The 13,284-nt window shown below is 62.9% G+C and carries 11 protein-coding genes; 4 read left to right on the forward strand and 7 right to left on the reverse strand.

The features are described from left to right. Positions 1 to 591: 591 nt before the first annotated feature. Positions 592 to 2,343 carry a SulP family inorganic anion transporter gene (locus CUR21_RS02610; protein ID WP_232622657.1) on the forward strand — a complete coding sequence of 584 codons (1,752 nt, stop codon included), beginning with the start codon at positions 592 to 594 and terminating at the stop codon, positions 2,341 to 2,343. Here the strand turns inward: CUR21_RS02610 and CUR21_RS02615 are convergent. Then, positions 2,340 to 3,497 carry an FAD-binding oxidoreductase gene (locus CUR21_RS02615; RefSeq protein ID WP_100195459.1) on the reverse strand — a complete coding sequence of 386 codons (1,158 nt, stop codon included), beginning with the start codon at positions 3,495 to 3,497 and terminating at the stop codon, positions 2,340 to 2,342. The two genes, CUR21_RS02610 and CUR21_RS02615, sit on opposite strands and share 4 nt — an antisense overlap. A gap of 99 nt (positions 3,498 to 3,596) precedes the next feature. Here CUR21_RS02615 and CUR21_RS02620 point away from each other — a divergent pair, with 99 nt between their 5' ends. After that, a complete protein-coding gene (locus tag CUR21_RS02620; RefSeq protein WP_100195460.1) occupies positions 3,597 to 4,391 on the forward strand; it encodes a LuxR family transcriptional regulator in 795 nt (264 codons plus the stop codon). A gap of 378 nt (positions 4,392 to 4,769) precedes the next feature. Here CUR21_RS02620 and tsf read toward each other — a convergent pair whose 3' ends face one another. Next, positions 4,770 to 5,678, reverse strand: coding sequence for a translation elongation factor Ts (gene tsf, locus CUR21_RS02625; RefSeq protein WP_100195461.1), 909 nt, complete (start codon positions 5,676 to 5,678; stop codon positions 4,770 to 4,772). A 76-nt stretch (positions 5,679 to 5,754) separates the two neighbouring features. Beyond that, the gene (gene rpsB, locus CUR21_RS02630; RefSeq protein ID WP_198431599.1) at positions 5,755 to 6,513 is read right to left on the reverse strand and encodes a 30S ribosomal protein S2; all 759 of its coding nucleotides are present in this window, start codon (positions 6,511 to 6,513) and stop codon (positions 5,755 to 5,757) included. A 204-nt stretch (positions 6,514 to 6,717) separates the two neighbouring features. Here rpsB and CUR21_RS02635 point away from each other — a divergent pair, with 204 nt between their 5' ends. Further along, complete coding sequence (locus tag CUR21_RS02635) at positions 6,718 to 7,734, forward strand: patatin-like phospholipase family protein (protein WP_100195463.1); 1,017 nt, start codon at positions 6,718 to 6,720, stop codon at positions 7,732 to 7,734. Here the strand turns inward: CUR21_RS02635 and CUR21_RS02640 are convergent. The 4 genes from CUR21_RS02640 to CUR21_RS02655 form a co-directional block, all read right to left on the reverse strand. Continuing rightward, on the reverse strand, positions 7,723 to 8,442 hold the full coding sequence (locus CUR21_RS02640; RefSeq protein ID WP_100195464.1) for a DUF502 domain-containing protein: 720 nt from the start codon (positions 8,440 to 8,442) through the stop codon (positions 7,723 to 7,725). The genes CUR21_RS02635 and CUR21_RS02640 overlap by 12 nt on opposite strands. Before the next feature lie 104 nt (positions 8,443 to 8,546). Continuing rightward, the gene (locus tag CUR21_RS02645; RefSeq protein WP_100195465.1) at positions 8,547 to 9,461 is read right to left on the reverse strand and encodes a pseudouridine-5'-phosphate glycosidase; all 915 of its coding nucleotides are present in this window, start codon (positions 9,459 to 9,461) and stop codon (positions 8,547 to 8,549) included. Beyond that, a complete protein-coding gene (locus tag CUR21_RS02650; RefSeq protein ID WP_100195466.1) occupies positions 9,458 to 10,345 on the reverse strand; it encodes a PfkB family carbohydrate kinase in 888 nt (295 codons plus the stop codon). Before CUR21_RS02650 ends, CUR21_RS02645 begins: the two co-directional genes overlap by 4 nt. Positions 10,346 to 10,399: 54 nt before the next feature. Then, positions 10,400 to 11,173: a 3-hydroxybutyrate dehydrogenase gene (locus CUR21_RS02655; RefSeq protein WP_100195615.1), complete on the reverse strand. Its 774-nt coding sequence runs from the start codon at positions 11,171 to 11,173 to the stop codon at positions 10,400 to 10,402. 267 nt (positions 11,174 to 11,440) lie between these two features. Here CUR21_RS02655 and CUR21_RS02660 point away from each other — a divergent pair, with 267 nt between their 5' ends. Then, positions 11,441 to 13,267 (forward strand): extracellular solute-binding protein, encoded by a 1,827-nt coding sequence (locus CUR21_RS02660; RefSeq protein ID WP_369802496.1) that lies wholly within the window; start codon positions 11,441 to 11,443, stop codon positions 13,265 to 13,267. Positions 13,268 to 13,284: the final 17 nt, after the last annotated feature.

Here is a 13,284-nt window from a genome sequence, read left to right on the forward strand (position 1 = left end):
ATGGTGTTCTGGCCAGTCGCAGTCGCCCATGCGCTTTGCAGGGCTCCACGACGCTCTTGGTTTCTGCAAGCATTTCGCCTTGCGCGCATTGCCTTTCGGGGTTCTGTCCCGCACCGGGGCCGCGCGCCTCTCTCCACGCCAAACCCGCAGATCTGGCTGCGCCACCACAGTCAGGAGAGGCCACAAGTCTCGGTTCTGGCAGCAGAAAGGCTGTTTCAAGCAAGCAAGCCGGAAACCACCGACCACGCAGGTGCCACTGCGACAAAACCGGCCGAGCCTATCCGCAGCCTTCTGTCAGTGCATCCCAACCATCCCGCACCACAAGCGTTTCGACAGAGAAGGATGTCTCAAGCTCACCACAGCGCCCATACAGGATCGACCGTGCGATCGGCAGGGATTATAAGACGAACGTCACGCATCAGTCCCGCGGGGGAGACTTTTGTGAACGCAAATACGTGAATCCGATAATCCATATTATGTAATAAAAAGACAAATCTGCCGTGCTCCAGCTTCGGTTCCCACAAACACATTCACATCTTGATATGTGTCATTGCCGCCCTTATGAGTCTCTCCAGACATGTGGAGAACGCGATGTTCCGTCCTATTCCGATCCTTGACTGGGTGCGCGGCTATGATCGGTTGACCTTTGGTGCCGATCTGATGGCGGCGGTGATCGTGACGATCATGCTGATCCCGCAGTCTCTGGCCTATGCGCTGCTGGCAGGCCTGCCGGCTCAGGTGGGTCTCTATGCCTCCATCGCGCCTTTGCTACTCTACGCGATCTTCGGCACGTCACGCACGCTGGCCGTGGGTCCGGTCGCGGTGGTCAGCCTGATGACAGCGGCCGCCGTGGGCCAGATCGCCGCACCGGGCACAGCGGAATATCTGGGCGCGGCCATCGCCATGGCGGTGCTTTCGGGCCTGATGCTTTTGGCCATGGGGCTGCTCAGACTGGGCTTCATCGCCAATTTCCTCAGCCATCCTGTGATTTCAGGCTTCATCAGCGCTTCGGCGGTGTTGATCGCGGTGGGTCAATTGCCCGCACTCTTGGGCATTTCCGCGCCGGGCCATACGCTGCCGCACATCGTTCAGGGCATCGCCGACGGATTGCCAGATCTGGCTCCCATCACGCTGCTGATCGGAAGCGCGGCGCTTGGCTTTCTCTGGGCCGCCCGGACCCGGCTCAAACCCGCTTTGCTGAAGTTGGGTGTCGCGCCCGGCACCGCAGCCGTGTTGGTGCGTGCGGCACCCGTGCTGGCGGTGGCGCTGACCACCGTGGCCAGCTGGGCCTTTGGTTTGCAGGCGCGCGGCGTTGCCGTCGTGGGCGACATCCCGTCGGGCCTGCCGATGCCAGCACTGCCGCCGCTGGACCCTGCACTCTGGCAGGCCATCCTGCTGCCCGCCGCGCTGATCTCCTTGGTGGGTTATGTCGAAAGCGTGTCCGTCGCGCAAACCCTTGCGGCCAAACGCCGTCAGCGCATCGACCCCGATCAGGAACTGGTGGCGCTGGGGGCCGCCAACATCGGCGCCGGGCTTTCCGGTGGTTTTCCCGTCACGGGCGGCTTTGCCCGCTCGGTGGTGAATTTCGACGCCGGGGCGCAAACCCCTGCGGCGGGTGCCTTTACCGCCATCGCCATTGCGCTGGCCACCCTCTTTCTCACCCCCCTGCTCTTTCACCTGCCCAAAGCCACACTCGCCGCCACCATCATCGTGGCGGTGCTGGGTCTGGTCGATCTGGCGGCGCTCCGGCGCGTCTGGGCCATCAACCGCGCCGATTTCGCCGCCATGGCCACCACCATCCTGCTGACGCTCGGCCTCGGGGTCGAGGCAGGCATCGCCGCCGGTGTTGCGCTGTCGCTGCTCTTGCACCTTTACCGCACCTCGAAACCGCATGTGGCCGTCATCGGTCAAGTTCAGGGCACCGAACATTATCGCAACGTGCTGCGCCACGATGTGGTTACCACGCCCGAGGTTCTGGCCTTGCGCATCGACGAGGCGCTTTATTTCCCTAATGCCCGCTTTCTCGAAGACACGCTGCTTGCCGCTGTGGCCGATGATCCCCGCATTCGCCATGTGGTGCTCAACTGTGTCGCGGTGAATGACATCGACAGCAGCGCCGTCGAAAGTCTCGAGGCCAGCAATGCCCGTCTGCACGATGCCGGGGTCTCGCTGCATTTGGCCGAGGTCAAGGGTCCGGTGATGGATCGTCTGCGGCGCACCGCTTTGCTTCAGGATCTGTCCGGCGCCGTGCATCTGACGATGTATGATGCCATGCAAGCGCTGGCGCCCGCCCTCGCGCGCGCCACCCGCAACTTGCCGCGCTGTGAAACCGCGCGCGCTTAAACCACCGCCAGCTCGCGGAACGCGCGGCCCGCCACCATGCGCTCGGCGGCCAGATCGCTCAGGTCGATGCTCTGCCAGCCGCCCGTCAGGATATGCTCGGCAATGCCGCGTCCCACCGCGGGCGATTGCTGAAGCCCATGGCCCGAGAAGCCGTTGCACAGATGCAGGTTCGGCACCTCGGGATGGGGCCCCAGCACCGCGTTCTGATCCAGCGTGTTGTAATCGTAATGGCCAACCCAATGGCGCACCACCTTTACCGCGTCAAAACCCGGTGCGCGGGCGTAAAGCTGTTCCCAGATCACCTCTTCGAACAGGCCCAGATCTGGCTCGAAATCATCGGGGGCGCAGGGTCCGTCGTTCTGTGGCACCGTGGCGGTGATCCAGTGGTTCTGCTCAGGACGCAGATAGAACCCCGCATCCACCAGCAAAGGCGCATCCGGGTGACGCGCATTGGGTGCATCAATCACAAACACCGTGCGCTTGCGCGGCTCCACCGCCAAAGGCAGCCCTGCCATCGCACAAATCTGCGCCGCCCGGGTGCCCGCCGCGTTCACCGCATGGCGGCAGGCCACCTCGCCTGCCCGCTCCAGCACCACGCCCGCCACACGATCCCCCGCCATCCGCAGGCCTGTCACGCGGTCGGTCACAAAGCGCGCGCCTTGCGCCTTGGCCATGCTGCGAAAGCCCGACAACAGGCCCATATTGTCAAACCAGCCTTCGCCTTGGGTGCCAAAACTCCCCGCCGTCAGATCCCCCACCTCCAGCCATGGGAAACGCGCCTGTATCTGCGCGGGCGTCCAGACTTCGGTCGCGGCGCCATGGTCGCGCTGCATCTGCGCCACCGCGCGCAGCGTCTGCGCGCCTTCCGCCGTTTGCGACAGGAACAGATAGCCTTGCTCTTTCAGCCCCAGATCCAACCCCATCCGCGCCTTGAAATCGCGGATGAACCCAATGCCAAAGCGCGAGATTTCCACATTCACCGCCGTGGTGAACTGCTGGCGGATCGAGGCCACCGAAAGCGCGGTCGCCGCATGGGCAAAACTGGTGTCGGGCTCCACCACCAGCACATCCAGACCGGGTTGCATCACAGTCAACCAATAGGCGACTGAAGATCCCATCACCGCGCCGCCGATCACAACCACATCTGCCTGCATCACTTGCCCTTTTCAGAATCACGGTCGTTTGACCGTTGGCCCGACCGGGGTTAGAACAACACTCAGGGATGAGGACAAGACGCCTTAAAAGGTGGGTGCATGGGGAATGGTATATCGGCAGTTCTGCCGCTGATGTCGCGCATGGCCGAAGCGACGGCAATCGAAGATGTCTGGGCGCTGGCCTCGGACTATTATGCAACCCAAGGTTTTGGGCTTGCCAATTACGGCTTCACCCGCTTCTTGCACCTGCGCAATGTGGGCGATCCGGATGATGCGATCTTCCTGACCACCGGAAGCGCCGAATACGCGCGGTTCTACTTTCAGAACGGCTTTTACGCCCGCACGCCGGTCTACCGTTGGGCTGTCTCGAATGTCGGCTCTTGCACCTGGAAATGGGTGCGCGACGCCTATGAGGCGGGGCAATTCACCCCCGATGAAATGGATGCCGTCCGCCAGAATGCCGCCATGGGCATCGTCGCTGGCGTTTCCATCAGCTTTCCCGAAACCTCCACCCGCTCCAAAGGCGCGCTTGGCCTGATCGCGGACCGGGGCATCAGTACGGAACAGGTCGAGGCAATCTGGGAACGCAAGCGCGACGAAATGCTCGCTGTCGCGCATCTCATGCACCTCAAGATCATCACCCTGCCCCAGCCCAAAGCCAAACGCAGCCTGACCGAACGGCAGCGGCAGGCATTGGAATGGGTCGCCGATGGCAAGACCACACAGGATGTCGCCGTGCTGATGGAAGTCTCCGCCGCCATGGTGGAAAAACACCTCCGTCTCGCACGCGAAGCACTGTCGGTCGAGACGACCACCCAAGCCGTCGCAAAGGCATCGCTGTTGAACATGATCTTCCAGCGCGTCGAAAAGGCCCCGATGGTAGGGAAATCCTGACTTACGCCACGTCAGCCATCAGGGCATGGTTCAACCATTCCATGAGTGGTCGCCTTCGGGCAATGGAATGGCAGATGGCCTCCGGTGCATTTTCACCGTTTGGGCGTTTGTCCTGTATCGCGTGCAGGGCTTTCCCAGACTTGCACCACATTATCCTTTGGGCACGTCAATTGTGGGCGCGCCCAAGGGCATGTTCTGTTTGCACGCTGTCCTCATCCCCAGAAGGTTGGTGCAAACGCAGTGGCGGTGCGTCCTCCCCGGGACGCACCGTTTTTTCATGTCCGCCCCCTACCCTTGGTCTGCCCCCGTGGCGCGCCATGCAAAAGGGCGGCCCGAAGACCGCCCTTTTCCAACATGCTCAGCTTGATCGGCTGAAAATCAGCCCTGAACCATCTTCGCGACTTCTGCCGCGAAATCTTCTTCTTTCTTCTCGATGCCTTCGCCAACCGCCACACGGGCATAGCCGGTGATTTCCACGCCGGCTTCCTTGGCCGCCGCTTCCACCGTCAGGTCGGGGTTGATCACGAAGGCTTGGCCCAGCAGGGTGTTCTCGGCCAGATACTTCTTCATGCGGCCCGGGATGATGTTGTTGTGGATCACCTGCTCGGGCTTCGGCTTGGCCGAGGTCGCGTTTTCTTCCAGCGCCTTGGCGGTCTGCACGGCCAGCTCACGCTCCACCAGCGTCGGGTCCATGGTGGCTTCCGAAAGCGACAGCGGGTTGGTGGCCGCGATGTGCATCGCGAACTGCTTGCCAATCGCCTGCGCCTTGTCAGCCGGGCCGTTCAGCGCGACCAGCACGCCGATCTTGCCCATGCCATCCGCGGCGGCGTTGTGTACATAAGACACCACGGTGCTGCCTTCCAGAATATGCATCCGGCGGAAGGTCATGTTCTCGCCGATGCGGGCGATCGATTCCTGAATCACCTCATCCACGGTCTTGCCGTTGATCTGCGACGCTTTCACCACTTCGACCGAATCGCCGGTGGTCAGCGCCACATTGGCCACATCGCGCACCAAGGCTTGGAAGTCGGCGTTCTTGGCCACGAAGTCGGTTTCCGAGTTGATCTCGACCGCCACACCCCGACCATCGGTCACGGCCACGCCGACCAGCCCTTCGGCCGCCACACGGTCGGCCTTCTTGGCCGCTTTGGCCAAGCCCTTGGTGCGCAGCCAGTCGATCGAGGCCTGCATGTCACCGTTGTTCTCGGTCAGCGCCTTCTTGGCGTCCATCATGCCTGCGCCGGTGGTCTCGCGCAGTTCTTTCACCATTGCAGCGGTGATTGTCATGGTCAGTCTCCTGAAATCCATAAAATGGGTTGGCGGAGGTTATCCCCCCGCCATGTCACGATTTGACGACAGCCAATCAGGCTTCTTCGATGGCTTCTTCTGCCGGGGCTTCGTCCAGCGCGCCCAAGTCCACGCCAGCCGCACCCATCTGGGCCGACATGCCGTCCAACGCTGCGCGGGCGATCAGCTCGCAATACAGGGCAATCGCGCGCGAGGCGTCGTCGTTGCCGGGGATCACGTAATCCACGCCCTTGGGCGAGCAGTTGGTGTCGACCACGGCCACAACCGGAATGCCCAGTTTCTTGGCTTCCAGAATGGCCAGATCTTCCTTGCCCACATCGATGATGAAGATCAGGTCCGGCACGCCGCCCATTTCGCGGATCCCGCCCAGCGAGGCTTGCAGCTTGGCCTGGTCACGCTCCATGCCCAGACGCTCTTTCTTGGTCAGGCCTTCGGCACCGGCAGCCAGCTGCTCGTCGATCTGCTTCAGACGCTGGATCGAGGCCGAGATGGTCTTCCAGTTGGTCAGCGTGCCACCCAGCCAGCGGTGGTTCATGTAGAACTGCGCGCAACGCTCTGCGGCTTCGGCGATCGGCTTCTGCGCCTGACGCTTGGTGCCGACGAACAGGATGCGGCCGCCTTTGGCGACGGTGTCGCGCACAACCTTCAGCGCCTGATCCAGCATCGGAACGGTCTGCGTCAGGTCAAGAATGTGAATGCCGTTGCGGTCGCCGTAGATGTATTCGCCCATCTTCGGGTTCCAGCGCTGGGTCTGGTGGCCGTAGTGAACGCCAGCTTCCAAGAGCTGACGCATGGTAAATTCAGGGAGCGCCATGTCCAAGTATCCTTTTCCGGTTTGCGCCTCGGCAGATGGTCTCAGGGTTTCCCCCAACCGGTGGACCAGACGGGATTTCTCCCCGCCATGGCCCGCATCTGCCTGTGAAGTGGCGCGTCGTTACCCCGGTCCGGCCCGAATGGCAAGCCTGAACCTTGTGCTGCACCGCAGAAAGACTACCTTGGTCACACAAAGGAGAGTGCGATGCCCACCAAGATCAATCTGGCCCTGCAAGGCGGCGGCGCGCATGGCGCCTTTACCTGGGGGGTGCTCGACCGCCTCTTGGAGGACGACAGCCTTGAAATCAGTGCCATCTCGGGCACCTCGGCAGGGGCGCTGAACGCGGCGGCCTTCAAATCCGGCATGATCTCGGGCGGGCGCAAAGGGGCCAAGGCCAGCCTTGCGCGGCTCTGGCGCGATGTGGCGCGGGTGTCGGATCTGCGCATCCCGGGCTGGATGCAGCCGATGGTGCCGGGCTTTCAGGCGCTTGGGCAGATCGCTTTGTCGATGTCGCCCTTCTCGCCCCAAGGTCTCGCGGCGCAGGTCTATACGCCCTATGCGTGGGGCCCCGCGTGGCGCAACCCGCTCGAACGCATCGTCCGTCGGCTGGATTTCAGCCATGTCTGCGCCAAGACAGGCCCACAGCTCTTCATCGGCGCCACCCGGGTGGACACCGGGCGCATCCGCATCTTTTCCGGCGATGACATCACGCCCGAGGCGCTGATGGCCTCGGCCTGTCTGCCCACCATCTTTCAGGCGGTGGAAATCGACGGCACCGCCTATTGGGACGGCGGCTATGCGGGCAACCCGGCGCTGTTCCCACTCTATGAACCGCATCTGCCCGATGACATCCTCATCGTCTCGATCAACCCTTTTGTCCGCGACGGCGTGCCGAAAACCCCGATCGACATCCAGAACCGGGTGAATGAAATCAGCTTCAACTCGGCCCTTTTGGGCGAATTGCGCGCCGCCCATTTCGTGCGCCGTCTGATCGAGGATGGCCGGCTGGAACGCGGCAGTATGAAGGCCGTGCGCAGCCATCTGATCAGCGATGATGCGCTGATGACGGAAATGACAGGCAGCACCAAGATGTCCCCCTCGCCCACGCTCTTTGCCCGCCTGCGCAGCGCAGGCCATGACGCGGCGGAGCGCTTTCTGGCCGACCATCGTGCCAGTCTCGGGCACAAGGCCACGCTGGACCTTGGCGCGCTATTTGGCTGACGGGTTTTGCACCATGACCCCGGCGGCGTCCTTGCCGTTGGGGTAGACCAATCCGGCCGAGATGATGAGCTTGGCCGCATCCTCCACCTTCATGTCCAGATAGACCACATCCGTTTCTGGCACATACAGCAAAAAGCCCGAGGTCGGGTTCGGCGTGGTCGGCAAAAAGACCGAGATCACATCCATATAGCCTTCGTGGTTCAGCTTGGCCTGAATCTCCCCCTTGGCGCGGGTCGATACAAAGCCAATGGCCCAGATATGCTCTTTGGGATATTGCACCAGACAGGCACGCTCAAAGCTGCTTTCATTCTGCGAAAACACGGTTTCCGCGATCTGTTTCAGCCCGTTGTAGATTGACCGCACCACCGGCATGCGGTCCACCAGCCCTTCGGCAGACAGCAGGAACTTGCGGCCGATGAACCCCTTGCCCAACCAGCCCACAACGACCGTGAACACCAGAAACACCACCACGCCCACGCCCCGCACCGGGATCGTGGCTTCGGGGCCGAACCATTGCCGCACCAGCACATCGGGCTTCCACGGCCCCGGGATCAGCGGCAGGATCCAGCCGTCAATCCAGCCCACCACCGTCCAGATCAGATAGATGGTCAGACCAATGGGCAGCACCACCACAAGGCCGGTCAAAAACGAAGACCGCAGCCCGGCAAGCAGACTGCGGCGTTTGTTGGGATGATGCGGTTCTGACATGGGCCCTCACTGATGCCGCCATAAGTAAAGACAGCACAGGCCCTGCACAATGGGCGCAGCCGCTCCAAGCCGCTGCGCCGCATGAAATTTCGAAGTCAGCCGCGTCAGGCCTGCGCCATCTCACGCGCGATCGCGGCAGCCAAGCGGGCGTTGTTCAAAACAAGGGCGATATTGGCCTGCAAGGACCGTCCCTCGGTCATCGTATACATCCGGTCCAGCAGATAGGGCGTCACCGCCTTGGCGCTGATTCCCTCGACCTCGGCCTGATGCAACGCGCGCTCGATCACCGGGGTGATCTCATGGCTGGCGATCTCGGCTTCCGCCGGGATCGGATTGGCCACCAATTGCCCCCCCGGCAGGCCAAGCGCCGTGCGCAGCCGCTGTGCTGCCGCGATATCCGCCGCCCGGTCCATCCGCAACGGCGCCTTCAGCCCCGAATCCCGTGACCAAAAGGCCGGGAAGGCGTCTTGACCATAGCCGATCACTGGCACGCCATGCGTTTCCAGCACTTCCAGCGTTTTGGGCAGGTCCAAAATGGCCTTGGCCCCCGCCGCCACCACCGTCACCGGGGTCGCGGCCAGCTCCAGCAGATCGGCGCTGATGTCAAACGTGGTTTCGGCGCCGCGATGCACACCACCGATCCCGCCGGTGGCAAAGACATGAATCCCCGCCAGATGCGCGCAGATCATCGTCGCTGCCACCGTGGTCGCCCCGATGCCCCCGGTGGCAAGACAGGCCGCCAGATCCGCACGGCTCAGTTTGGCCACATCCTGCGCCTGACCCAAGGTATCAAGCTCCTCCGTCGTCAGCCCGATATGGATCTTGCCGCCCATGATGGCGATGGTCGCGGGCACCGCGCCCGCGCGGCGCACCTCGTCCTCCACCGCCCGCGCGGTCTCCACATTCTGCGGAAACGGCATGCCATGGGTGATGATGGTCGATTCCAGCGCCACAATGGCCGCGCCTGCGGCGCGCGCGGCGGCCACCTCGGGGGAATAAACAAGTGGTAGGGTCGTCATGATCCGATGTCTCCTGAAACGTAATCGGCGGCCGCCCGCAGCGCCGCCTCCAATGCGGCGGCGCGTGACGCCCCCCGCGCTTCGGCCACGATATGGGCCGCCATGAATGTATCGCCCGCGCCCGTGACCCGCGTCACAAGCACCTGCGGCGGTTGCCCGGTGATCACACCCTGCCCCGCCGTGCCTTCCGCCGCCAGCCGCCCGCCATCCGTCACCAGAACCCGCGCGGCGCCCCGGTCCAAAAGCGCCTGCGCGCCTTCGGCCGCCGTGTCATAGCGCCCCTTGGCGATCAGCCCGGCCTCTTCCAGATTGACATACAGCGTGGCGCGCGGATGCCCCAGAAGCGGCATCAACCGCTCGGCCTTGCCGGGGCTCGCCGGGGCCACCCGCAAATCCGCCCGCGCAAACAGCGCAGAGCGGGCAATGTCCGACAACAGCGCCTCTGTCAGATTGCCGTCCAGCGCGATCAGCCCGGAATAAGGCGCGGCCTCAGACCCCAGCGATCCATCGCCCAAGGCCCGCAGGATCTTGTCTCCCGCCATCTCCAGCGAATGCGCATCGGCAATCGCGGCGATCAACCCGTTGGCGCCCTCGATCGCCATATAGCGATCGGTCGGCAAGTCATCTGACCGATACACATGCCCGCACTCAAGCCCCATGCGCAGACAGGCCGCGATCAGCTCATCGCCTTCCGCATCGCGCCCCACCGCCGTCAACAGCGCAGGCCGCAGGCCAAACCGCGTGAGTGTCATCGCGATGTTCATGGCGACTCCGCCGGGCAACCGCGTGATCCGCCCCGGCACATCCGATCCCAGCCGCAGCGAAGACGGCGCCCGGCCGATGATGTCCCACAACACCGACCCGATACACAGAATATCGCTCATCCCGGCCCCTTCGCGCGCTGCCCCCGTTGATCTCGGGGTCTACATCGCGCGCCGTTACAGCGCCGTCCAGCCCCCATCCACCGAAATCGTGGTGCCGGTGATCTGTGCCGCCGCGTCGGACGCCAGAAACACCGCCGTGCCGCCGATCTGTTCCACCGTGGCAAACTCGCGGCTAGGCTGACGCTCCAGCATCACCTGCTTGATCACCGTCTCGCGGTCCATGTTGTGCTTTTTCATCTGGTCCGGGATCTGCGCCTCGACCAGCGGCGTCAGCACATAGCCGGGGCAGATCGCATTGGCGGTGATCCCTTGGCCCGCGCATTCCAGCGCCGTCACCTTGGTCAGGCCCACCACCCCATGCTTGGCCGCCACATAGGCCGATTTATACGGGCTCGCCGTCAACCCATGGGCCGAGGCCACATTGATCACCCGCCCCCAGCCTTTCTCGCGCATCATCGGCAAGGCCGCCGCCGTGGTGTGAAACGCCGAGCTCAGGTTGATCGCCAAAATCGCGTTCCATTTGTCGACCGGGAAATCCTCGATCCCCGCCACATGCTGGATGCCCGCGTTGTTCACCAGAATGTCACAGACCCCTGCATCTGCGATTAGGCGACGGCAGGCCTCCGCATCCGACATATCGGCCGAAATATAGCGCACCTCCACGCCATGCCGCGCCGACAAGGCCCCGGCCAAGGCATGATCCTCGGTGCGATCGGTAAAAGAGTTGATCACCACATGCGCGCCCGCCCGGGCCAGCTCTTCCGCCACCCCCAGCCCGATCCCCGAATTCGATCCGGTCACCACGGCAGTCTTGCCCTTCAGGTTCATCGCAGCCCCCTCATTTTGCATTTGCGGCAGATTACATGCTGCAAACGCGAAGAACATCGGCCACGTTCCTGCAACGCCAAAAAAAACGCCGGCGCGAAGCCGGCGTTAAGTTATTGAGGCAGGTTTCATACAGGCAAGAAACCTATCGAGCAGTGCATCCTATATACGCCGCATCGCGCCGATGGCCAAGTTAAAAGTTTGAAAAGGTTCACAAGCCGCCGTAGCCTAGCGGCCAAGAAACCAAGGCCACGGGAGATTGTTGCCGGAATGGGACGTGTTTTTTTCCACATCAAGCAGGGATTTGCGCTTGCCGCCCTGCTCACGCTCACAGCGGCTCCCGGCGTTTCACAGGTGGGTGATTCTCCCGCCCATGGCATAGCTATGTATGGCGACCCGGCACTCCCCCCGGATTTTGTGTCGCTGCCTCATGTCAATCCCGATGCCCCCAAAGGCGGGCGCATCGTCTTTGGCGAATCCGGCAGTTTCGATTCCCTCAATCCCTTCATCCTCAAGGGCCGCGCCCCGGCAGGCCTCGCGGCCCTCACGGTGGAAAGCCTGATGGGCCGCTCTTATGACGAACCCTTCACCCTTTACGGGCTGCTGGCCGAATCGGTCACCACCGATGCCGCTCGCACCTACGTAGAATTTACCTTGCGTGAAGAGGCGCGATTCTCCGATGGCAGCCCGGTCACCGTCGAAGACGTGCGCTGGTCCTTTGAAACCCTCGGCACCTTGGGCAACCCGCGCTATCACACCGCCTGGACCAAGATCGCCCGCACCGACGTCACCGGACCGCGCTCAATCCGCTTCACCTTCAACACCACCGACCGCGAATTGCCGCTGATCCTCGGCCTGCGCCCGATCCTGCAAAAGGCCCAATGGGAGGGCAAGGCTTTCGATCAGTCCACCCTCGAAGCCTCCATCGGCTCTGGCCCCTATGTCGTGGGGCCGTTCGAGACCGGGCGCTACATCTCTTACGTCAAGAACCCCGACTGGTGGGGCAAGGATCTGCCGTTCAACCGGGGCCAGCACAATTTCGATGAGGTGCGCTACGATTACTTTGGCGATGGTGGCGTGGTCTTCGAAGCCTTCAAAGGGGGGCTCATCACCTCGTGGCGCGAAACCAATCCCGCGAAATGGGCCAGCAGCTACGACTGGCCCGAGGTGGCCGATGGCACCATCGTCAAATCCGAAATCCCTCACAGCCGCCCTTCAGGGATCGAAGGCTTCGTGATGAACACCCGCCGCCCGCTGTTTCAGGATTGGCGCGTGCGCGAGGCGCTGATCCTCGCCTTCAACTTCGAACTGGTGAACCAAACCCTCAACGGCGGCGCCACGCCGCGCATCGCCTCCTATTTCGGCAATTCCCCCTTGGGCTTCCCACCCGGCACCCCGGCGGAAGGCAAGGTGGCCGAACTCCTCGCCCCGTTTCAGGCCGATCTGCTGCCGGGCGCGCTCGAAGGCTACAGCCTGCCCACAGGCGACGGCACGTTGGCCAACCGCCGCAACATCCGCGCGGCCACGGCCCTGTTGGCGGACGCAGGCTATACGATCGACGCCGGTGTGCTGAAAGACCCGTCCGGCCAAGCTGTCAGCTTCGAGATCCTGCTGGTCAACGGCGCCCGCGACATGATCTCGGCCGCCGAGATCTACATCGAAAGCCTCAAACGTCTGGGCATCACCGCCCGGGTGACCACGGTGGACAATGCGCAATATATCGAACGCACCAACACCTATGCTTTCGACATGACGCATTACATCCGCTCTCTCTCGCTCTCGCCGGGCAATGAACAAACGCTGTACTGGGGCAGCGCCGGGGTGACCGAACCCGGCACGCGAAACTGGATGGGCATGAACAGCCCCGCCGCCGAGGCGATGATCCAGACCATGCTCAACGCAAGCGATCCCGAAACCTTCACCGCCGCCACGCAGGCGCTTGACCGGGTGCTGACCACGGGTAGATATGTGGTGCCGATGTGGTATTCTGATGTCTCGCGGCTGGCGCATCGCAAGGAACTCCGCTTCCCCGACCGCCCGCCGCTCTATGGCGACTGGATCGGCTTTCAACCAGACGTCTGGTGGTATGAGCAGTAAAAGCAAGAAACAGGCAC

This window comes from Pseudorhodobacter sp. MZDSW-24AT (genome assembly GCF_002794355.1).
Taxonomy (GTDB): domain Bacteria; phylum Pseudomonadota; class Alphaproteobacteria; order Rhodobacterales; family Rhodobacteraceae; genus Pseudotabrizicola.